Here is a 21646-nt window from a genome sequence, read left to right as displayed (position 1 = left end):
TACCTCTCATTCCTTTGATTCAGGCCGAATGTTTAAGTTGGTCTTCCAACTTCTGAGTTGTTATTTTTGCCAAGTGATCAAGTCGTGAACTAAAAAAGAGTCCAGATAGTGAAGCAACCATACCAGCAAGAGTTGGAATCGTTGCTTTGGAAATCCCAGAAGCCATTGCTCTAGGACTTCCTGTACCGACAACAGCAAGAATGTCAAAAACATGGATCATACCTACTACAGTGCCGAGTAATCCAAGTAGAGGACACAAAGCAATAAGCACTTTAATGATCGGCAGTCCTTTTTTGTTCTCAATGTCCTGCATCGAAACCAGTTCTTGGCGTATAACTTTCGCATTCCAACTTTGACGGTCTTGGCGTTCATTCCATATGTTTATTGTTGCGTTTCGAGCCTTCGGTGCTACGGTTGCGAAATATATCCACCGTTCTAGCATGACAATCCAAAGCATGAGACCGAGGATAAAGATGGCGATTAATACATCGCCCCCCATACCTAAGAACCGTCGAATCGATTCGAGTTCTTCCATTAACCACCACATATCTGCCTCCTAGGCTTGCGCGGTATGCAGTTTTTCTTGGTAACGAGCAATGAATCCGGCACTTTGCTCTTCGAGCATTTGTACTAGACGTCGACCTTTACTGTTGACCAAGGTATAAAGGAATAGAAGTGGGATAGCGACGACCAGTCCAAGCATGGTAGTAACGAGCGCCTCAGAAATACCACCTGCCATCAATTTGGGGTCACCAGTGCCGAACAAGGTAATTGCTTGGAAAGTTCCAATCATTCCCATAACGGTACCGAGCAAACCTAGCAGTGGTGCTACTGAAGCAAATAACTTAATTGAGCTGACGAAACGTTGAATACGTGGTGCGTGGCGTAAAATGATCTCGTCTAGTTTTGCTTCAAGGTCTTCTAGGTCGTTGCCTTTATGTCCCTGGTAGGCTTCGATAACTTCACCTAAAGGATTTCCTTGTATGACATCATCACTCTTGGCTTGTTTACGCATTTTGCCACCAATGACAAGTAGACGTAGGTAACAGACTAAAGCGATTAACACACCAATAGCTCCCATCCCTAAAATGACATAACCAACGATTCCACCTTGGTCTACACGTTCTTGAACAGTAGGGCTTTGTACTAAAAGGGAAAGAATCACACCTCGAGAAGGATCAATAAACAAAGGTTGATAGCTATCAGTTTGACCTTGAAAATCATTCAAAAGACTGGTCATTGCTTTTGACGGCTGACGTGATAACTCTTCGAACTTACCTGTTTCAGGCACATAAGTGACGTATTTCCCGTCAGCAATCGCATTGAATTCACCGACTAAAGTGACTTCGGTTTGGGCTTCTTTTCCTTCGCCATATACAACCGTCGCAGGAGAGCTACTGGTTTTCCCTGAGGTAATAATTTGCTGTAGTATCGTGTGCCAAAAGCTCTCTAGTTCCTGAGTTGATGGTAGCTCTTTGCTTTCGGCCATTTTTGTTAATAATTCATCGCGCTGAGGAAATAGTGCCGCGTTTTGAGAGGCGTGGAATAATCCCTTAAATTCGCCTGCGTACTGTCGAACAACACCAAACATTTCACCCAGTGTTCCTGAGCGTTGACGCAGTGTTTCAGTCAGTTCAGTTAACGTTTTGTCATTACTATCAAAGTCGGCTTTAAGTTGCTCACCACGTAATGTCTCTGCGTTAAGTCTCTCTTTAGCTTGTTTTAAAAGGTTTGCTTGCTGATTTCTGTCAGCGAGAAATGTTGCTTCACGTTGTTTATTCTGTTTCGATTCAACCAAACTGTGAGCTTTAACGTTGCTAAGTAATTCAGCTAGGTTTTTTGGTGTTTCAGCCGTTGCTATTGGAGCAAAAAGCAGGCTAGACAATAAAGATGCCGTAATGAGTTTGAATCTTTTCATTAGTGTGTTCCCCCAGTGTATACCGGTAGCTTGATAAGTGCTGGTGGTGCTTGTTTTTTGGCAATTCGAATACCTTGTTGGACAGCTGAACGATAGGTTTCCGGCAGACGTTGCCATTCACCGATTTGCTGGTTCCACATTCCTGTGTCAGCGCCGTCAGGAGATTGATAAAGTAGAGCCGTTCTACCAAGGCGCAAGAAGTCATAAGTCACCACTTCACCGTCACGCTCTAAACTAGCCTTATAAGATTCAATTGAACGTGAAAAGCCTTCTTCTATTTGATAGGCTTCCATCACTTTTCTAAATTTTTCTGACGTTGTGACATCTGCGCGATCCATTAAGCGTCGGAGTTCATCAATTCGATGTTGTCTCTCTTCAGTTTGAAATGGTAAATCGAGCGCTACGAATTCATCTAAGGCGTCGACCATTTTTAATGTTAAGGGCACCACCTCCATGGCGGTTTGGTCAATTTGCGCGATTTGGCGATTGAGTGAATTGAGCTCAGACTGTTGTGAGTCAACCATACGTTCAATTTGCTGGTTGTAAATTTCCATGCTATCGAGTTGGCGGAGTACTTCTTTATACTCAGCTAGCATTTCGTCAGTTTTATCAGCGTATTGGTCAATTTTGGTTTGTGAGGCTTTAGCTGATTTATCAGCTTTGGCCTGAGTTGATAGTAACGTCCCTGAATCTGTTGCGAATGTACTGGTGCTCAGGAGCAGCGCTATACTCAATACACTGCGTCTAAAGTCCTTTAACTTCATGTTCCATCCTTGTGTAAAAGTCAGTCGAGAGAGGCGCGAGTCTGCTCTCGCGCCTCGTTATTAAAGAGGATTAAAAGTTGTATGCTGCCTCAAGGTAAACCTGACGTCCGATTGGGTCATCGTAGGTATTTGCATAGAAAGGAGAGGTATCGCTTAGTGGATCCGCTGGCGGTTCTTTATCAAATACATTGATAGCGCCAATTGTTACGGTTCCCTGCTCACTAAACTGGTACGATGCAGTAAGGTTCCACGTCGTCATACTCGCAATATCCGCCTTGTAACCAGCGTCTTTGGCTTCTTTACAGTTTTCAAAGTAGTACTGGTTTGCGAACTCGGTACACATACGGTCACGGTATTTCCCAAATACGTTTAGGCTAACGTCTTGATATGCCCAGCCCAGGTTTAGTGTTGCAGTATATTCCGGCATGAAATCGCGCTCATCAATCACAGGCTCTGATGAGCTTTCTTGATATTCAGCCTTAAGGATTTTAGTTACGGCAAGACGAGAATTGAATGAACCAAAATCACGAGTATCGTATGCGTATGTAACAGCAAGATCGATACCTGAACGGGTTTCGAATGCTTGGTTGACAGGTCCATAGCTAACACTCACTATCTCGCCATTGGAGTTTCTGACCACTTCTGCACCAGCATATTTGTTCGGGTCATTGATCACATCTTGATAAGTAGGCGCGGTAACAACGTTCTCCATCTTGATGTGATACCAATCAACCGTCATTCCCAAGTTTTCAACTGGTTCCCAAGCGATACCTAGGTTGATATTGGTGCTTTCTTCTTCTTCCAACTCCGAATTTGGACCATTAACTGTATCAAAATACTGTGTTGAACATTCAGGGATGGTTTCGTCTGGTCTCGTTCCTCCAACAGAAGCACAAAGTTGAGGGTCGAAGCCTGAGCCAAACGCACGAGTTTCATCGCCAAATAGACGCTTTAGGTCGGGGGCTCTAAAACCTAACCCATAACTTCCTCGAACCAGTAAGGTATCCGTTGGGCGATATGCAGCTGAAATTTTAGGTGTGAACGCTCCACCTGTCGCCGAGTCATCAAAGTAATGGTCGTAACGTCCAGCAACGGTGACATCTAGATCATCAAGGATTGGGAATAGCATTTCCGCTCCGATACCAATTTGGTCTCGCTCTCCACCACCTTGTGAACCACCTAGGCCTGAAAAACCGCCAGCAGCTGTCACAGAGTCGACTGACTCATAATAGTCTGTACGATTCCATTCGCCGTAAAGCGCAAATCCTGAAGTTCCTGCCGGCATATCAAACATATCTCCAGACAAAGAACCGTTGACTGAATATAGTTTTGAATAGGCATCTTTAGTGGACGTGCCGCTATATTCATCGACAGTTTCCTGGGAAATAACGTCCAGTAGGTCAACTTCACCACTTTCTACAGCATCACCGAGAGTTGCATAAACCGCGGGATTACTTGTGTCGATTTTTTGCTCAGAATAACCAGCGTATAGTTCCCAATCGTATGTATCTGCAAGAACGCCCATTAAACCTGTCGTAAAGCCATATGAATTTGCTTCGGTATTACTTTCTCGAGGACCAAATTCCACTAAACGGCGTGTGTACATCCCTTCCCCTAATGGGGCTGCTGAGGTCACTTCAACATCAAACGGGTTGGGTTCAAAAGTCGACTCGGTTTTTTTATAACCGAAACGGGCTTCAGCCATTGCCGTTAAATCTGCATTGATATCCAACTCACCTCTAAGCATGATATCGGCTTGATTGTTTTTTGGTGTTAAAGTTCGATAGGCTGAACGGTTGAAACCACACTTGCCATCGGCTCTATCAACACCATGTTTTCCTACTACTGCTTGACAATCAGCAGGTGTTGTAACTGTGCCATCATCGGCAATAAAGTTGGCACCATAGGAGGAATAGGCGCTGAGGGCAGAGCGAGAGGAGCCGTCATCGCCAGCCCAGTCTCGGTCGGTTTGTTTTAACATTTCGTTGCCTGCGAACTGCCCAACAAATAGGATGCGAGAGTCACCCATATCATTACCAGCGACGATATCCACTCTTCCATTTTGATAGCCACCGTTGGTTGCATCACCATAACGAGCTTTAACGGACACGCCATCAAAGTCTTTTTTCATGATGAAGTTGACGACACCACCGATTGCGTCAGAGCCATAAATCGCTGAGCCTGAATCGGTCATAATCTCAACTCTTTCTATTGCTGCAATAGGGATTTGACCAATATCTTGAAAGTTAGATACGCCTTCTTCAGCAAGTGGATATTGAGGCATACGACGACCATCTATTAAGATCAGAGTTCGTGACGCTCCCAGACCTCGTAAGTTCACCGATTGGGCGGCTGGCGTAAAACCAAATGAGTCTGTTTGATTGAGAGTTCCTCCGGTGTTTTGCGTCAAACTATTGAGGATGTCTTGTGCGCTGTTAAATCCTTTCGCATTGATTTCATCACTGGAAATCACCGTAATAGGGGATGGTCCTTCCATATCCGTCGTTGAGATACGTGAACCTGTCACTTTCATTTTTTGTAGCTGCTCTACTTGTTCTTCAGCTATTGCGTTTGGAATAGCAATTGCTGTTCCAAGAACAAGGCTTACAGCAACAGACAGACCTGTTTTTTTCTTATACATCCGTGTACTCCATTACATTTTAATAAATCCACTGCCCAGTTTTTAAACTCGGGGTAACACTAAAATTGAGTGGTACGCACAGAGGTATACCTTTGTATCGTTTTCAAAGTCAAACTAGGCGTTTTACCAGTAAATTGGCTTTTAATATGGGGAAAATAACTTAAATTATGAATTTTTTAGGTTATTGCTCTGTTTGTCTTAAGTGTATTAGTGTTTTTGCTCTGTTTTTAGGATAAGTTTTGCTGTTTTTCCGATATATAATAAAGTATGTGGATTTGCGTTAATTTGTGGGTTTAATAGGCTGAATATTTGTGAGTTTTTAGTGATATATTCTGATTGGTTTTTTTGAATAATTGATAGCTAAATCTTGTTATAAGGCACTATGTAAAGTCTGTTGCATATTGTCTCTAGCTTCCGAATTTATTAGGTGTCCAATAGGCTAAGTTAGTTTTGGATAAGTGGTTATAAATTCTAACGAACTGCATATTTATTCCATTTTTTAATATTTTGTTAAAAAGGTTAAAACTCTGGGTTTGTCCTAATATTGGATTTACATATCCTTTTTTTTCTAGATAATTAAAATTATTGGTGGCTTCATGAAACTAATAATTTAATTAAAATTTTGTCTTGATTATTTTTTGAATAAAATATAAAAACAGAAATACATGACAAATTGGAATTGTCATTAATTTTAATTGATTTAATTGTATTTTATAATTCTTATTTTTAATAAGATGATATTTATTTAATATGAAATGTTGATAGTTTAATAAATTACATTTAATGCAAAACAGCCGTTCGACATGGAGTTGTTAATCGTATGCTGGCTTATTTTATTCGACGTTTGTCTTTAGTTATCCCAACGTTTATTGGGGTTACTATTCTTATTTTCGCGATAACTCGTTTTGTTCCAGGTGGCCCTGTTGAGCGTATGATTTCTAAAATGCAGTCTCAGGGAGAAGGGACTACAGCTTTGTCTGTGGGCAGTAATTCTGCACTTTCCGAAGATCAAATTGCTGAATTAAATGCTTTTTATGGCTTAGATAAACCAATGGGCGAGGCTTATCTTGAGTGGATCATTAGATTAGTCCACCTTGACCTTGGCGAATCCACGCGTTACTACGAACCTGTTTCAGAAATGATTGCTGAACGATTCCCTGTATCTCTTTTTTATGGAGGAATGACATTCTTTATAAGTTACTTCATATCTATTCCTCTAGGTTATTATAAAGCTCTTAAGCATGGTTCGGTATTTGATTCCTCCTCATCTATTCTTATATTTGTTGGTTATGCTTTACCCGGTTATGTCGTCGGGGTCTTATTGATTACGCTGTTTAGTTATCACTTAGAATGGTTTCCTATGGGCGGTTTCTCGAGTGATGAATTTGATGATATTGAAAGTTTTTATTCTCAATTTAAAGACATAATATGGCATGCGTTGCTTCCTCTTACCTGTTATTTGATTGGTGATTTCGCGACGTTAACTATGACGATGAAAAATAATTTAATGGAGAACTTGTCGTCTGATTATATTCGTACCGCCATAGCAAAGGGATTACCCTTTAAACGTGCTGTTCGCAAGCATGCATTACGTAATAGCCTTATTCCTATCGCTAGTCACTTCGGTAATTCATTATTATTTTTTATGACTGGTTCATTTTTAATTGAGGTGGTTTTTAATATAGATGGAATTGGCTTACTTGGGTATGAATCTATTATAGAGAGAGATTATCCAGTAGTTATGGGAATTGTGGCAATAAATGCCTTATTGTTGATGATAGGTAATATAATTTCAGACATATGTGTTGCTTTGGTTGACCCACGAGTAAAGTTTGGAGCTTAACATGATATTGAAGATTAGCCCATTAACACGTAAGAAAATAAAACACTTTAAAAACATTCGTCGCGGTTATTATTCCTTTATCGTTTTATCTTTGTTGGTGTTCTTATCACTGATTGCTGAAGTTATTATTAATAGCAAGGCGTTAGTTGTTCGCTATCAAGGTGAATATTCTTTCCCTATATTTACAGAGGTTCGTTTAGGTAGTGAATTTGGACAGAAAACCAATGGAGAAGCGGATTATCGAGCCCTAAAATCGACTTTTCTCCAGGAGGGGAGTGATAACTTCGTCTGGATGCCTTTGGTCCCTTATAACCCTTATGAACAAGATTTTTCGGGAGACTACCCTCCGAATGCTCCTCAGTTTGAATCGCAGCACTATTTAGGAACCGATGTCATTGGTCGAGATATTCTGGCTAGGCTTGTCTATGGGTTTCGAACTGCCATGGGTTTTTCGTTGCTCACTATGGTTGCGTCTTATGTGATTGGCGTTGCAGTGGGATGCGCAATGGGATTTTTTGGTGGGAAACTTGATTTAATCGCTCAGAGATTTATAGAAATTTGGTCTATGGTGCCATTTCTATATGTAATCATGATTTTGGTGTCTATTGTTCAACCGACTTTTAGCTTATTTGTGGGCATTAATGTTTTGTTCGGATGGATTGGTATCACTTGGTATATGAGAACCATGACGTATAAAGAATCGGCCCGTGATTATGTTGTGGCCGCTAAAGCATTAGGCGCATCGACTGCAAGAATAATTTTTAATCATATATTACCAAACACCATGGTTATGGTTGTTACCTTAGCGCCATTTACCATTGCTGCAAATATTACGGCATTAACTGCTTTAGACTACCTTGGGTTGGGACTAATGCCGCCTACGCCGAGTTGGGGAGAATTGCTTCAGCAAGGTAAGTCCAATCTTGACTCGCCATGGATAGTGGTTTCGGTTGTGACATCGATAGTAGGAGTTTTAGTTATGGTGACGTTTATTGGAGAAGCTATCCGAGCGGCGTTTGATCCTAAAAAGTTCACTCGCTACATCTAACTAGAGCACGGTAATTATAAGGATATAACTATGAAGTATTTTTCGAGTAGCATTTTGCTTGTCAGTGGATTGGTTTCTGGGGGGGTAATTGCGCAAGCATTACCTGATAACTTAAATTGGGTCAGTAATTCGAATGAACCTCTTTTTGCCTCGCCAGATGCTAAGTTTGGAGGAACCCTGCGTACTTATATGGCGAGTTTTCCGCAAACATTACGTAGCGTAGGTCCGGATGCAAATGCTGGATTACGAGGTTATCTTATGGACGGTACTCCAAAGCTTGCTGCTCGGCATCCTAACACTGGTAAATGGATCCCTCAACTTGCGACCGCTTGGGCTTATGGAGATGATAATCAAACGATTTATTTCAAGTTAGACCCTAATGCAAATTGGTCTGACGGAGAAAAGGTAACGGCTGATGATTATCTCTTTATGATGACCTATAACCGTTCTAAAGATATCGTTGACCCTTGGTACAACGACTTTTTTACCCACAAAATTGTAAATGTCACAAAGTATGACGATTTCACGATCTCTATCAAATCGTCAACGAAAAAAACGCATGATGAATTGATGATTCAAATCAATCTGCCCAGTAATGGCGTACAGCCGCGTCCACAACACTTTTTTGCTAATCCTAAACAAGACAAAAATCACGATGGTATGGACGATAACTTTGTTCGACGTTTTAATTTCAAATCGGAACCCACAACAGCCGCTTATTACATGAGCAAAATAAAAAAGGGTAAGAGCGTCCAGTTTAAGCATATTGGTCAAGATTGGTGGGGTTATAAAAATCGTTATTACCAACATCGATATAACGTGGAAAAAATTAATATCAAAGTTATTCGAGACAACGATATAGCACGTAAACACTTTGAAAAAGGTAACCTAGATACATTTGGGCTTGTATTACCAAGTTTATGGCATGAAAAGTCTGCTACTGAACCATATCAGTACGGTTACATAGAAAAATTTTGGGGTTTTAATCAGCGAGTTCAAGGAGCGGGCGGTTTATGGATAAATACTGGTAAACACCTATTGGGCAATCGTGATGTAAGAGCGGGGATTACCTATGCGTCAGACTATGATGGCATGTTAGAAAACGTGCTACGTGGTGATTATTCTCGAATGCCAAGTGGTATGGGATTTGGACATGGTAACTACGATATTGCAGCTCAAAAAGCACCAGAGTTTAATCCTGAGAAAGCTATTAGCTATTTTGAAAAGGCTGGTTTTACCAACGTAGGGGCTGATGGTATTCGGGTCAATGCCCAAGGCGAGCGCCTGAGCTTTGCTATTACCTATGGTTATCCGACTCAAACCCCAAGAGTGGCTTACCTTAAGGAACAAGCCAAACAGGCTGGTTTGGAACTGGTCCTCAAATTAGTTGATGGATCGTCAGCTTTTAAATACATATTAGAAAAAAAACATGATTTGGCATTTTTGCATATGGGGGGAGGAGAAATTCCTGCCTATTGGGAATATTTACATTCGGTTAATGCGAAGCCACAAACGAACAATCACACTAACTACCAGAATTCAGAAATGGACCAGTTGATCGAACAGTTTAATAATGAGTTTGATGTTGAGAAGAAGCAAAAGATATCTCATCAAATTCAGCAATTATTAGCCAATGAGTTTTTAATTGTACCGGGCTATATGGTGCCTTATAGCCGAGAGGCTCATTGGCGATGGGTTCAGTTACCTGAAAAGGCGATGACTAAGCAAACCAATTCGATTTTTGATCCTAAGGGGATCGCAAACTTTTGGTTAGACGACCAGCTTAAAAAGATAACGTTAAAGGCCATCGACGATGGTGTTAAGTTTGACCCAGTAACTGTGATCGATGACAGATATAAGCTTTAGAGGCCGATATGAAAAATGAAGTCATTCTCAGCGTCAAAAACTTAAAAGTATCTTTTATCGACGAGGACAATCACCAAGTTGAAGTTTTACACGGAGTCAACTTTGACGTTCAAGCAGGTCGAACTCTAGGGTTAGTTGGTGAGTCGGGGAGTGGTAAAAGCGTTACCGCGATGTCGATTATGGGGTTACTTCCTAAGCCTTATGGTGTCGTAACCAAAGGCGAAATTTTATATAGGGGAAAGAATTTACTAACGCTTCCTGCTAGCGAAATGTATGCGATGCGTGGCAACCGCATATCGGTTATTTTTCAAGATCCGATGACTGCATTAAATCCGGTCCACTCAGTACACAGACAGATCAATGAAGTATTGGAATTACATCGTCCTGAGCTCAATCGTCGAGAACGAAATGCCTGTGCGTTGGATTTGCTCAAAAGAGTTAAAATTCCTATGCCAGAGAAGAGACTTCAAGAGTATCCGCATCACTTATCTGGTGGGATGCGTCAGCGTGTCATGATCGCGATGGCTTTAGCTTGTAAACCCGATATTCTTATTTGTGACGAGCCAACCACAGCGCTTGATGTTACGGTCCAATCGTCGATTCTTGAACTGATGAATGAGCTTCAGGAGGAAACGGGGATGGCGATGATTTTTATCACTCATGACCTCGGGGTTGTTGCCGAAGTGTGTGATGATGTTGCTGTTATGTATGGTGGCCGTATTGTCGAAAAAGCAGAAATTTTCGAGTTATTTGATGCGCCTAAGCATCCATATACTGAGCGTCTTATGGGGTTAATGCCAACTTTGGATAAAGAGCCGAAGCAGAGAATTTATATTAAGCCAATTTCTGAGCAGTGCAGTTGATATAACTAGCGTATTGGCAACAAACATTATGATTAGCCTCAGTCACGAAGGGGATGTTATGACTGAATTACTTAAAATTGACTCTCTCAAACAGTACTTTACTTCTGGTAAGAGGCTTCTCAAAAGAGGCTACGTTGTTAAGGCTGTTGATGGTGTCTCACTGACTATAAAACAAGGAGAAACGCTTGGTTTAGTCGGTGAATCGGGATGTGGTAAAAGTACTTTGGGGAGAACTATTCTCAAGCTGATAGAACCTACCGAGGGTAAAATTTATTTTCAAGGAAGAGATGTTACTAACCTTAGCTCAAGGCAGATGAGGACTTTACGTAAAGACATGCAGATTGTGTTTCAAGACCCGATGGAATCATTAAATCCAAGGCACACTGTTGGCATGATTCTACAAGAACCTTTTGTCATTCATAAAATTGGCAGTCCTGCGCAACGAGTTGAATGGGCAAAAGAGTTATTAGGAAAAGTAGGGCTGCCAGAAACGGCAATGGAGCGGTATCCCCATGAATTTTCTGGGGGGCAAAGGCAGCGTATTGGTATTGCTCGGGCAATAGCATTGAAACCCAAGCTCTTGATTTGTGATGAATCGGTATCGGCGTTGGATGTTTCTGTACAAGCGCAGATCCTTAATTTGTTGTTGCAACTCCAGCAAGAAATGAATCTAGCTATTATTTTTATTTCTCACGACTTGTCGGTAGTACGTCATGTGTCTGATAGGGTTGCCGTTATGTATTTTGGCAAAATAGTAGAGTTAGGTGATGCTAAAACACTATATAGCCACCCCAAACATGAATATACTCAGAAACTATTGGCTGCTATCCCTATTACCCACCCTAAATATCGTAAGAAACGGCGCCTCGCACAGTTTGATGAAGCGAGAATTGCGGGCTAACAAAAACGCCTCATTAGAGGCGTTTTTTGACTAAGTCTATTTAAGAAATTGGTTTCTAGCGCTTTGCGAACTGACTTAGGGTATCGATAAGCGATGTTTCTTGCTCAATATGACCGATGTTTTGCTGTGTCGAGTTGGCGCGCGCAATATCGTGCTCTGCCATCGAGGCGGTGTTTTGTGAATTTTCCGCCAGCACCGTTAAATCTTGACTGAATTTCGCTGATTCAGATTCGATGACCCCCAAAACGCTATTAATACTATCGATACCGGATGCAATGGCATCGATCGAATTGGTCACCTGTTCAATGGTGTCGGTTGTTTCTTGAACGCTCGTTTGCGTGCGTTTCGATAAAGCGCGAACCTCATCTGCAACGACGGCAAATCCTCTTCCAGCTTCCCCTGCGCGTGCGGCTTCAATGGCTGCGTTGAGGGCCAATAAATTGGTTTGTTCGGCAATACCACTTATTGATTGGACAATATTGACTATACGATCTGCCTGATGTTTTAGCGTGCTCATATCTTCAACTAAGCTCTGTCTTTGTGTTTGCTGGTGGTTTACTTGCTCCATAAAAACCATAAATTGGTTGGCGAGTTCTTTTTGATGATTCGCGGCTTCAGAAGACTGCGAGGCGCTGGTTTGTAGCTGTGACGTCGTTGATTGTAACTGCGGATAAATCTCTTTCATTAATTCAATGACGTTAACCTGAAGTTTGTTGATTTTCTGTTCGCTAACCAATTTGGCTCTCAAGTAGTAATTAATGAACGAAGCGAGGTGAAACGGATAATTATCGGCATAATCATCAAAGAAGGGTTGCCCTTCATCGACCTTAAATAAGCCCACGGAGGTAATGGTCTGGTTTTGGTGGACACCAAGAAACTCTCCAAAGGTTGAGAAGCCAGAGAGACACACGCCATCAAACGCTGAAACTTGAGAGAGTTCACTGCTATTATTGAGCCGACGTAAAATGCAATCATTGGCAATGAAAGCAACAGGTGCACTGGGTTTGCCTTTAATGAATGCTTGATAATCTCGGCTGGTAGATTCCGCGAAGTTACGCGCTTTGACCAACCATAAGTGTTCACCAAAGTTGAAATCACTAAAGAAAGAAATACTGCCATCTGGATTAATAGAGGCAACTGAGCGAATAAATAAATCACCTTCGATCTCGACGCCAAATGAATGCTTATTGAGGCGCGATGTGAGATCGGATTCGGTACAGTTGAAGTATTGGGTTAACCAAGCCACCGGTGACATAAGGTTCATGTTGTCATCGAGTACGGAATGTAAGGTCCGAGTAAAAGGGTTGAAATCCACCACATCAAAACCACGACCTGTGGATTCAAAGTTGTGGCTTTTCATTAAACCGTATCGGTAGCCCTTGGCGATTTTTGCAAAACAAAGGAGAACTTGATTCTTTTGTACGACGCCATCTAACGCAACATCGGCCTGTTGAAAATCGAGTTTTCCACCGGCACTGCCGCCTATGAAGTAGCAGGGAAAGCGTTTACTCTGATAGAGCGCTTGAGTGAAAAAGTCTTCGCACCCAGTGATACCATCAAAGTAAGTTAAGGCAATGGTATCTTTGCTGTCGATGGAAAAAGGGACTTGGATTTTGTCTAATTCACTTTGAATCTTTTTTACTCGCTGTTTGGATGCTGCAGTGATATCTTGCTGACTGACGACGTCTTGATTGAACAAAGGGACGCAGTGCACAGACAACTGGCTAAATATTCGCTTAGAGAAGCTATGAAGCACGATACCATCCCAAGTGGTGGTTGTATCGTGATAAAGCTTATTGGTTCCCCCGCCTAGCTCCCCAGCGGTCATGATGGTGATGATATGCTGGGCAAAGGGCATGGCCATTTTCAGCTTTTTACTCACATCTTCAAAACCAATGTGCGGGGACACAAAAGCCAATACCAGTGCGGTCCCACCCTCTACATCGAGAGGTTTTAAATGCTCGGCAGAGAGCTGAGTGCTACTTACGCAGCAGGTGGCAGAAAGTCGCTGTGACGATTCTTCCTTTGATTTGGCGGCTTTTTTACTAAAAAACATCGGCGAGTCCTATGAATACATGGTATGTCTGCCAATCCATCTCGTGCTATCCGAGTCGTTTGCGTACTCGCAGGGTAGTCAGGAGTCGTGGCTATTTTTGTTGAGATATCAACTAAATCATAATGTATTGTGTCAGGAACGCCATTCAATTTACGGTGGCGATGACTAATAAAAAAGGCAGCACCTAGGCTGCCTTGAATTCAAGTCTCTAAGCGACTTACTGAGGGCCAGTACCGCCATCGACTTGGCTACCGAGTGAGTTTGCATCATCTAGGCTGTATGGGTACATCGAGATATCCGAAAATACCGTCGCGCCGCTGTCACGGTTTTGGTCGGTTGCAGATACGCCAGTATAGACATTACCAGATGCGCTGAAATAAGCCGAACCCTGGTTCCAGTGTGGCCGCGCACTGTTTTCAAAGTAATTGTTTTCGACCAGAACTTCTGCACCGTGGTCGGCACCGATCGCAAAGTAGGTGATGTCTTTCCAGTAATTATTGAACAAATGCACTCGTGCGTTTGAGCCGTCGACTTTCGGATTACGTCCCGCTGCGGTATCCCAAAAGTTGTGATGGAAAGTCACTTGCGAATTGTCAACCAAGTGCGTGTACCAATGCTGATTTGCACAGACCTGATTGTTATAGCCGTAAAAGCGGTTCCAACTTAGGGTCACGTTTTGGCTGTCACCGACATCGACATAGCCATCACTGATTTCGCTGAAGGACACATGGTCAACCCAAACATGGCTGCTGTTATCGACAGAAATCGCATCACCAGCTTCCACAAGAGCGGGGTTAATTTCTGCTAGCATTAGGTTACGAATAATCACATTACTTTGGCCGTTAATATTTAAACTGGCCCCAGAGATCTTCGAATTGCGCCCTAGGCCTTCTAGGGTTTTGTTTGAACGTACAGTGAGCGTGGTGTCGTTGCGAGTAACGCTGACAGTTGAGTTCGAACTACTACCTAGCTCGCTGCAGGTTTGATTACCGACAGGAAGCCGATACCAAGTTTTGCCATTATCCCCCCAGGTGGCACAATCCAGCGGGCATGCCTGAACGGTACGGTTCGCCGTGTGGCAGTTGATGGTGGTGTTATCAGGGATTTGGATAACCGCTGCAGACGACGAACTCAGCGCTGAGCTCAATGCACTACAACTGGTGACCACAATGGGTGTCGCGTTGCCGCCGCCGGTGGTGGTTGAATGGCCATCGTTACCTGATTGCGCGGCAAAACCCACCAGATCACTGGAGCCTGATCCGCTGCCACAGTCACCAGAAATTGGATTGATATACCAACGCTGAGAGCTTTCTGCTTGATCGTCGTTTTGATACACATTAGAGACGTTTTCTGACCCAGCAACGGTGAGCGATTTTTGAGTGAGCTTGTTGACGATATTGAAGCCGCCAGAGGACGAGGCTTTAAGCTCCCAACGCTGGTTATCACCTTGCCAATCATCATAAACAATAACATTCGCTCCGTTGGAGTTGGAAGAGTCCAATACATCCAACACTTTATTGTTGTAGACAGAGCGAATAATCCAATAACCATCATTTTCTCTGGTTAACACAAAATGTTGGTTATTGCCTTGCCAGTACTCATAGGTAATGACATTAGGGGCGGTTGTTGAGTCGCTGGTATTGATATCCAGAGCGAGTCCAGAGCCTCGATTGATGATCGAATAAGTACCACCAGAAGTGGGGGTTACCGTACAGTTGTCTGCAAGCGCCGCAAAGCTGGCAAAAGTGAGGGTTAGTACTGCTAAGTTCCTATGCCATCGACGTATTTTTCTTATAATTTCCATTATCTTTTTCCTAGTTAGACCATTTTTAACTATGGTTTTATGGGTAATTTCCTTGCTTTATCGCTTCGCTAATTCGTGTTTGTTACTAGAAGCAATTTTTTTACTTCTAAATCGTATTAAGGGGAGTTAATACGACTGCTTATTGTAAGAATATTTCGCGTAAATATGATACCGGGTGATGTTAAATATATGTCATATCAATGGATTAAGATTCAAAATTGCAAAGGTGGTCAAAAAATAACCTAGTGGTTATTGGTGAATTAGTTAACATCGTTACGTTGTATGAAAAATCGCCTTTTTTAAATTTTATAGGCTGAACGCGAGTTGCTTAATATTGGTATTACGGAGAGGTTAGAGGCAGGCAGTTATGCCCATTTTTGGTGCGTCGAATTGGTTGATTTATAACCTATATAAATCATGGAGATATATTGAGAGTTTTCTAAAATTTAACGACATATTGTCAAGTAAGTGCATAGGATATTCAGCCATAGCAAGGCTTCAGCATCGGCTGCTCACCTTAGGTCACGCTGATTTAAAACGGTGCAAAAATAAAGCAGAAAATTACGCAAATTCGATGTGCAACCAGTTGTTTATTCAGTGCTTTAGTATGAAAAAGGTGACGTAAGTGGCTCACACATGAGCCAAGATCGGCATAAAACATTCTATTTGCGACATCGGATTTCGATTTTGTATACAACTCACAGCGAGGGGCATATTTATTGCTATTTTGTTACGAAGGGATGGCAAGAAGTTGTGCGTGTGTTACAGCCTCCTAGGGAAAATGATTATAATTGAGGTATGCGCAATGTCTGAGTTTACGAATTCGCTTCAAAAGTCAGTTGTCGAAGGAAAAGGTCGTCGAATCGGTTTTCTTCTGCTAGATAATTTTACGCTAATTGCATTGGCTTCTGCCGTAGAGCCGCTACGCATGGCGAACCAATTAAGTGGGCGCGATCTTTACGATTGGTACACCATCAGTGAAGAAGGGCACCCCGTTACCGCCAGTGATGGCGTTACCGTGACTCCGGATTGCTCAATGGCGCGTGTACCTGATATCGACACGCTTATCATCGTCGGTGGTGTCAATATCACACGCAGTTATACACGCAAGCAATTAGCCTGGGTCCAGTCTTTAGCACGTAAAAATGTTCAGCTAGGCGGTGTATGTACAGGGCCTTATCTGCTGGCTGTGGCCGGGCTGCTTGATGGCTACGAGTGCAGTGCTCACTGGGAGTGCATCGCGGCGCTTCAAGAGGCGTACCCGCGTGTACGTTGTACCAACTTGCTGTTTGTTATCGACCGTGATCGAATGACATGCAGTGGGGGTTCGGTGCCGATGGACATGATGTTGTATATGATCAAGCGTGATTTTGGTCATCAGCTTAGCTCCAGTATTTCTGAAATGTTTGTCTGCGATAGAGTACGCAGTGAAACGGATTACCAGCGAGTCCCATTGCGACATGTTTTAGGTACAGCTCAGCCAAAATTGGTTGAAGCGATAACCCTCATGGAAGCCAATATCGAAGAAACCATTGAGTTGGATGAACTCGCGAGCTACGTCGGTCTTTCTCGTCGCCAGCTTGAGCGTTTATTCCAAAAATATTTGCAATGCCCGCCATCAAAGTACTATCTCAAATTGAGACTGTTTCGAGCGCGCCAATTGCTTAAGCAAACCTCGATGTCTATCATCGAGATCGCGATGGCCTGTGGCTTTGTATCATCACCTCACTTTAGCAAATGTTATCGTTTACATATCGGTATTCCCCCTCGGGAAGAGCGCAGTGGATCTGCACAAACGCCGTATCATGCCAGCAGCAGCGATCGCGTGATTGTACCAATGGCGGCGGGGTTAAATGCGTTCAGTGAACTCTACCCAGAGCCTGCCAATATGGGGCACCAATCAAAATCGATGCAAGCGCTGGTCGAAGCGCAATTTGAACCGACTTATGGTTCGGTAGCCGTGTAACATTCACGACTAAATATCAGTGCATAAATAACGCCGCTTTCGGATTTCGAATGCGGCGTTTTTGTTGTTTTCACTATCATAAGTTAGCTCACAGTACAGGCTGTGCCTGGCTTTGTGGCGAATTTCAGTTTTTTTATTGTGGTTACGTTTTGGGTTTTGTCAGTGACGCTTTCAGAACATTGACCACGATGCTTTCTTTTTATTCTGAGCCTACTGGTTACATACAACCTAGGGACAGGTGAAAAGATGAATTCTACACAGTTACATAACGACGCAATTGTCATCGATGGCTTAGTGATTGCGAAATGGGACCGCGAATTGTTTGAAGATATGCGCCGCGGTGGACTGACCGCTGCTAACTGTACCGTGTCGGTATGGGAAGGGTTCCAAAACACGGTCAACAATATTTCGGACATGAACCGCTTAATTGATGATAACAGCGATCTGGTTATGAAAGTCACCTGTACTGATGATATTCGCCGTGCCAAAGAACTCGGAAAAACCGGCGTCATGATGGGCTTTCAAAATGCTCATGCTTATGAAGATCAGCTCGGTTATGTTCAGGTCTTTAAAGACCTCGGTATCGGCATTGTACAAATGTGCTACAACACGCAAAACCTTGTGGGTACTGGCTGTTATGAACGTGATGGTGGTTTGTCCGGGTTTGGGCATGAAATTGTCGCCGAGATGAATCGTGTGGGCGTGATGTGTGACTTATCCCATGTCGGAGCGAAAACCTCTGAAGAGGTGATTTTGGCATCGAAAAAGCCAGTATGTTATTCCCACTGCCTGCCTAGTGGCTTGAAAGATCATCCACGCAATAAGTCTGATCAGGAATTGAAGTTCATTGCTGACCATGGCGGATTTGTTGGGGTCACCATGTTTGCGCCGTTTTTGAAAAATGGCATCCATTCCTCAATTGAAGATTACGTCGAAGCGATTGAGTACATCTATAACCTCGTTGGTGAGGACCAAATCGGTATCGGGACCGATTTCACTCAAGGGCAAGACCAAGCGTTCTTCGAGTGGCTCACGCACGATAAAGGATACGCACGCCGCTTAACTCGCTTCGGCGAAATCATCAATCCAGAAGGCATTCGTACTTTGGGCGAATTCCCCAACCTTACCGACGCGTTATTACGCCGCGGATTCAGTGAACGCCAAGTGTGCAAAATCATGGGTGGAAACTGGGTTCGGGTGTTAGCCGACGTTTGGGGTGAATAACCGCAATACCTAGGACTCACACTGAATAAAGTCTTAACCAACTCAATAATTAAGGGAGTAATTATCATGGCTGGACACGCACCTGAAATGCCGATTGTGGTCGATGATGAAACGGGCGTATGGACAACCGATGCACTACCTATGCTGTACGTGCCTCGCCATTTCTTCGTCAACAATCACATGGCGATAGAGAAAGAGATTGGCCCTGAGCGATACGCTGAACTGCTCTACGATGCAGGGTATAAATCTGCGTACTACTGGTGTGAAAAAGAAGCCGAGCTGCATGGAATGTCTGGGGTTGCGGTCTTTGAACATTATATGAAGCGTATTTCTCAACGCGGCTGGGGCTTCTTTATTATCGAAGACTTGGATATTGAACAGGGCACAGCCCGAATCCGTTTAGAGAACTCAGCCTTTGTGTATCAGTACGGCAAAGTCGACCGCAAAGTCGATTACATGTTTACCGGCTGGTTTGCTGGGGCGATGGATCAAATCGCACAAAGTCTCGGTTACAACGTAAAAACCCAAGCAATACAAACTCAAAGCGGTGCGCAAGCCGGCTGTGAGTACGGTGTATTTGAAGTTGGCCCACTGAGCTAATTCGATATTCCTAGCAAAAAGACACAAAACAATAAGGCTTGGCCGGATGCCAAAAGCCGACTTACACGAGTTGGAGTGAATCATGTCGCAGTTCGATATCCTTTTTCAGCCATTGAACATCAATAAGCTGACTATCCGTAACCGTATCGTGAGTACAGCTCACGCTGAGGTATATGCCACCGACGGCGGTATGACCACCGATCGATACGTTAAATATTACGAAGAAAAAGCCAAAGGAGGCTGCGGCCTGTGTATCTGTGGCGGCTCGAGTGTGGTCGCTATTGATAGCCCACAAAGCTGGTGGAGTTCGGTGAACTTATCCACCGACCGCATCATTCCCCATTTTCAGAATCTTGCCGATGCCGTACACAAGCATGGCGGTAAGATCATGATCCAAATTACTCATATGGGGCGTCGCTCGCGTTGGGATGGTGAAAACTGGCCAAACCTAATGTCACCATCGGGTATTCGCGAACCGGTGCACCGCGCGACGTGTAAAGTGATTGAAGAAGAAGACATTTGGCGTGTGATCGGTGACTTTGCCAAAGCGGCTGTGCGAGCCAAAGAAGGTGGGCTAGATGGGGTGGAGCTTTCTGCCGTACACCAGCATATGATTGACCAATTTTGGTCACCCCGCGTTAACCAGCGTACTGACGAGTGGGGCGGAAGCTTTGAGAACCGAATGCGTTTTGGTATGGAGGTCCTTAAAGCGGTGCGTGCAGCGGTTGGCGATGATTTTGTTGTTGGTCTGCGTATTGCCGGGGATGAGTTCCACCCTGATGGCCTTAACCATGACGACATGAAGCAGATTGCCGCTTACTACGACCAAACTGGCATGATTGATTACTTTGGCGTCGTAGGTTCCGGTTGTGACACGCACAACACGTTAGCCAATGTCATTCCAAATATGAGTTATCCACCCGAGCCATTTATCCACCTTGCCGCAGGTATAAAAGAAGTGGTGTCGGTGCCGGTGATCCATGCGCAAAACATCAAGGATCCGAACCAAGCTAAACGTATTCTGGAACAGGGTTACGTTGATTTTGTCGGTATGACGCGCGCGCACATTGCTGACCCGCATCTCATCACCAAAATCAAGATGAATCAAGTTGACCAAATTCGCCAATGTGTGGGTGCGAACTACTGCATTGACCGTCAATATATGGGTCTCGATGTATTGTGCATTCAAAACGCAGCGACCTCACGCGAATACATGGGCATGCCACATCAAATTGAAAAAACTGCAGGTGCGATTCGCAATGTGGTGGTCGTTGGTGGCGGACCCGGTGGGCTTGAATCCGCTCGTGTTGCGGCGGAGCGCGGACACAAAGTCACGCTCTTGGAAAAAAATGCCGAGCTTGGCGGACAAGTGACGATCGCCGCGAAAGCGCCGCAGCGTGACCAAATGGCAGGGATTACGCGTTGGCTAGCGATGGAACTTGATCGCCTCGGGGTTGAAGTGTTGCTTAATACCAATGTAACGACCGATATGATTGCTGAGCTTAACCCTGATGTGTGCATTCTTGCCACGGGGGGAACGCCATTCCTAGAGCAAAATAAAGCGTGGGGCGCCGAAGAGGGCCTCGTGGTGTCTACTTGGGATATCCTCAATGGTGTGGTTGAGCCAGGAAAAAATGTGCTGATTTACGACACCATCTGTGAGTTTTCCGGTATGTCCGCTGCCGATTATCTGACATCAAAAGGTTCATTGGTCGAATTGGTGACCGATGACATCAAACCTGGCGTCGGCATTGGAGGCACTACCTTCCCAACGTACTACCGTAGCCTGTATGAAAAAGAAGTCGTCATGACCCCTGACTTGATGTTAGAGAAAGTCTATCGCGAGGGTGACAAACTCGTGGCCGTACTAGAAAACGAGTATACCGGACAAAAAGAAGAGCGGGTGGTCGACCAAATCGTGGTCGAAAATGGCACTCGTCCTAATGAGGGCTTGTATTACGAGCTTAAAGCGCAGTCATGTAATCGTGGTCAAATTGATAACGAAGCGCTGTTTGCCTCTAAGCCGCAACCCATTTTGGAGCAAGAAACCGAGAGTATGATTTTATGGCGTTTGGGTGATTGCGTGTCACAGCGTAATACCCATGCGGCTATCTATGACGCACTTCGGTTATGCAAAGATTTGTAATAGGAG

At 43.7% G+C, this 21646-nt stretch carries 15 protein-coding genes; 9 read left to right on the top strand and 6 right to left on the bottom strand.

From position 1 onward, the window contains the following. Positions 1-19 precede the first annotated feature (19 nt). From M1D72_RS17100 to M1D72_RS17085, 4 genes are all read right to left on the bottom strand, one after another. Entirely contained in the window at positions 20-547 is a 528-nt protein-coding gene (locus M1D72_RS17100) for a MotA/TolQ/ExbB proton channel family protein (RefSeq protein WP_456295981.1), read from the bottom strand. Positions 548-556: 9 nt separating this feature from the next. Next, entirely contained in the window at positions 557-1918 is a 1362-nt protein-coding gene (locus tag M1D72_RS17095; RefSeq protein WP_456295980.1) for a MotA/TolQ/ExbB proton channel family protein, read from the bottom strand. Continuing rightward, positions 1918-2682 carry a DUF3450 domain-containing protein gene (locus M1D72_RS17090; protein WP_456295979.1) on the bottom strand — a complete coding sequence of 255 codons (765 nt, stop codon included), beginning with the start codon at positions 2680-2682 and terminating at the stop codon, positions 1918-1920. The genes M1D72_RS17095 and M1D72_RS17090 overlap by 1 nt, the downstream gene beginning before the upstream one ends. Before the next feature lie 70 nt (positions 2683-2752). Continuing rightward, positions 2753-5323 carry a TonB-dependent receptor plug domain-containing protein gene (locus M1D72_RS17085; RefSeq protein ID WP_456295978.1) on the bottom strand — a complete coding sequence of 857 codons (2571 nt, stop codon included), beginning with the start codon at positions 5321-5323 and terminating at the stop codon, positions 2753-2755. A gap of 820 nt (positions 5324-6143) precedes the next feature. Between M1D72_RS17085 and M1D72_RS17080 the strand changes: the two genes are divergently transcribed. From M1D72_RS17080 to M1D72_RS17060, 5 genes are read left to right on the top strand one after another with little or no spacing between them, the layout of a single operon-like run. After that, positions 6144-7166 (top strand): ABC transporter permease subunit, encoded by a 1023-nt coding sequence (locus tag M1D72_RS17080; protein WP_456295977.1) that lies wholly within the window; start codon positions 6144-6146, stop codon positions 7164-7166. 4 nt (positions 7167-7170) lie between these two features. Beyond that, positions 7171-8214, top strand: a complete 1044-nt coding sequence (locus M1D72_RS17075; protein WP_456297418.1) for an ABC transporter permease — start codon at positions 7171-7173, stop codon at positions 8212-8214. 30 nt (positions 8215-8244) lie between these two features. After that, positions 8245-10080, top strand: a complete 1836-nt coding sequence (locus M1D72_RS17070; protein ID WP_456295976.1) for an extracellular solute-binding protein — start codon at positions 8245-8247, stop codon at positions 10078-10080. Between the two features lie 8 nt (positions 10081-10088). Further along, a complete protein-coding gene (locus tag M1D72_RS17065) occupies positions 10089-10943 on the top strand; it encodes an ABC transporter ATP-binding protein (RefSeq protein ID WP_456295975.1) in 855 nt (284 codons plus the stop codon). Positions 10944-11001: 58 nt separating this feature from the next. Continuing rightward, entirely contained in the window at positions 11002-11844 is an 843-nt protein-coding gene (locus tag M1D72_RS17060; RefSeq protein WP_456295974.1) for an ABC transporter ATP-binding protein, read from the top strand. Between the two features lie 55 nt (positions 11845-11899). Here the strand turns inward: M1D72_RS17060 and M1D72_RS17055 are convergent, their stop codons facing one another. After that, the gene (locus tag M1D72_RS17055) at positions 11900-13900 is read right to left on the bottom strand and encodes a methyl-accepting chemotaxis protein (RefSeq protein ID WP_456295973.1); all 2001 of its coding nucleotides are present in this window, start codon (positions 13898-13900) and stop codon (positions 11900-11902) included. Positions 13901-14117: 217 nt separating this feature from the next. After that, positions 14118-15704 carry an RICIN domain-containing protein gene (locus tag M1D72_RS17050; RefSeq protein ID WP_456295972.1) on the bottom strand — a complete coding sequence of 529 codons (1587 nt, stop codon included), beginning with the start codon at positions 15702-15704 and terminating at the stop codon, positions 14118-14120. An 805-nt stretch (positions 15705-16509) separates the two neighbouring features. Here M1D72_RS17050 and gbdR point away from each other — a divergent pair. The 4 genes from gbdR (at position 16510) to dgcA (ending at position 21640) form a co-directional block, all read left to right on the top strand. After that, on the top strand, positions 16510-17670 hold the full coding sequence (gene gbdR / locus M1D72_RS17045; protein WP_456295971.1) for a choline metabolism transcriptional regulator GbdR: 1161 nt from the start codon (positions 16510-16512) through the stop codon (positions 17668-17670). 246 nt (positions 17671-17916) lie between these two features. Next, positions 17917-18894, top strand: a complete 978-nt coding sequence (locus M1D72_RS17040; protein ID WP_390189181.1) for a dipeptidase — start codon at positions 17917-17919, stop codon at positions 18892-18894. 66 nt (positions 18895-18960) lie between these two features. Continuing rightward, complete coding sequence (locus M1D72_RS17035) at positions 18961-19494, top strand: DUF5943 domain-containing protein (protein WP_456295970.1); 534 nt, start codon at positions 18961-18963, stop codon at positions 19492-19494. An 82-nt stretch (positions 19495-19576) separates the two neighbouring features. Next, a complete protein-coding gene (gene dgcA / locus M1D72_RS17030; protein WP_456295969.1) occupies positions 19577-21640 on the top strand; it encodes a dimethylglycine demethylation protein DgcA in 2064 nt (687 codons plus the stop codon). Positions 21641-21646: the final 6 nt, after the last annotated feature.

This window comes from Vibrio sp. AK197 (assembly GCF_053903115.1).
Note: the sequence above shows the minus strand (reverse complement) of the source record. Positions and strands in the feature narration are given on the sequence as shown.

Coding starts and splice junctions, on each gene's coding strand:
- M1D72_RS17070 (WP_456295976.1), top strand. CDS start 8,245: ATGAAGTATTTTTCGAGTAGCATTTTGCTTGTCAGTGGATTGGTTTCT.
- M1D72_RS17040 (WP_390189181.1), top strand. CDS start 17,917: ATGAATTCTACACAGTTACATAACGACGCAATTGTCATCGATGGCTTA.
- M1D72_RS17035 (WP_456295970.1), top strand. CDS start 18,961: ATGGCTGGACACGCACCTGAAATGCCGATTGTGGTCGATGATGAAACG.
- M1D72_RS17090 (WP_456295979.1), bottom strand. CDS start 2,682: ATGAAGTTAAAGGACTTTAGACGCAGTGTATTGAGTATAGCGCTGCTC.
- M1D72_RS17065 (WP_456295975.1), top strand. CDS start 10,089: ATGAAAAATGAAGTCATTCTCAGCGTCAAAAACTTAAAAGTATCTTTT.
- dgcA (WP_456295969.1), top strand. CDS start 19,577: ATGTCGCAGTTCGATATCCTTTTTCAGCCATTGAACATCAATAAGCTG.
- M1D72_RS17080 (WP_456295977.1), top strand. CDS start 6,144: ATGCTGGCTTATTTTATTCGACGTTTGTCTTTAGTTATCCCAACGTTT.
- gbdR (WP_456295971.1), top strand. CDS start 16,510: ATGTCTGAGTTTACGAATTCGCTTCAAAAGTCAGTTGTCGAAGGAAAA.
- M1D72_RS17095 (WP_456295980.1), bottom strand. CDS start 1,918: ATGAAAAGATTCAAACTCATTACGGCATCTTTATTGTCTAGCCTGCTT.
- M1D72_RS17060 (WP_456295974.1), top strand. CDS start 11,002: ATGACTGAATTACTTAAAATTGACTCTCTCAAACAGTACTTTACTTCT.
- M1D72_RS17050 (WP_456295972.1), bottom strand. CDS start 15,704: ATGGAAATTATAAGAAAAATACGTCGATGGCATAGGAACTTAGCAGTA.
- M1D72_RS17085 (WP_456295978.1), bottom strand. CDS start 5,323: ATGTATAAGAAAAAAACAGGTCTGTCTGTTGCTGTAAGCCTTGTTCTT.
- M1D72_RS17100 (WP_456295981.1), bottom strand. CDS start 547: ATGTGGTGGTTAATGGAAGAACTCGAATCGATTCGACGGTTCTTAGGT.
- M1D72_RS17055 (WP_456295973.1), bottom strand. CDS start 13,900: ATGTTTTTTAGTAAAAAAGCCGCCAAATCAAAGGAAGAATCGTCACAG.